The organism is Psychrobacter sp. W2-37-MNA-CIBAN-0211, assembly GCF_040309405.1.
Taxonomy (GTDB): Bacteria; Pseudomonadota; Gammaproteobacteria; order Pseudomonadales; family Moraxellaceae; genus Psychrobacter; species Psychrobacter glaciei.
This window is the reverse complement of record NZ_JBEOOU010000250.1, coordinates 1-267: the sequence shown is the minus strand read 5'-3', so window position 1 is coordinate 267 and position 267 is coordinate 1. Positions and strand designations below refer to the sequence as shown.

The following is a 267-nucleotide window of genomic DNA, read 5'->3' as shown; positions in this document are numbered from 1 at the left end:
ACGCAGGGTTATCTATCAGATTGGTATCAAATTTTGCACTGCGATCATTAATAATGAATTGCTGTAAAGGTTTGGCAAAACGAATGCCATCAGCGGCTAAAGTATCTGCCAACGGATCGCCAATATCGTAGCCTGCCACTATCTCGTCTAATAAATCTTGCGAGATTACAAAGTCCTTTGGTAATAAATAACGCTTGATGCGCTTTAAAACCTGTAAGTCGCTATGATCGTCGATAGCAGTAGTACGACCATGACGCTGGTAAGAAG

1 pseudogene is annotated in these 267 nt (G+C 41.6%); it reads right to left on the bottom strand.

From position 1 onward, the window contains the following. Positions 1–267 (bottom strand): annotated as a pseudogene (locus AAEY72_RS15110) (oxygenase MpaB family protein); the annotation flags it as partial.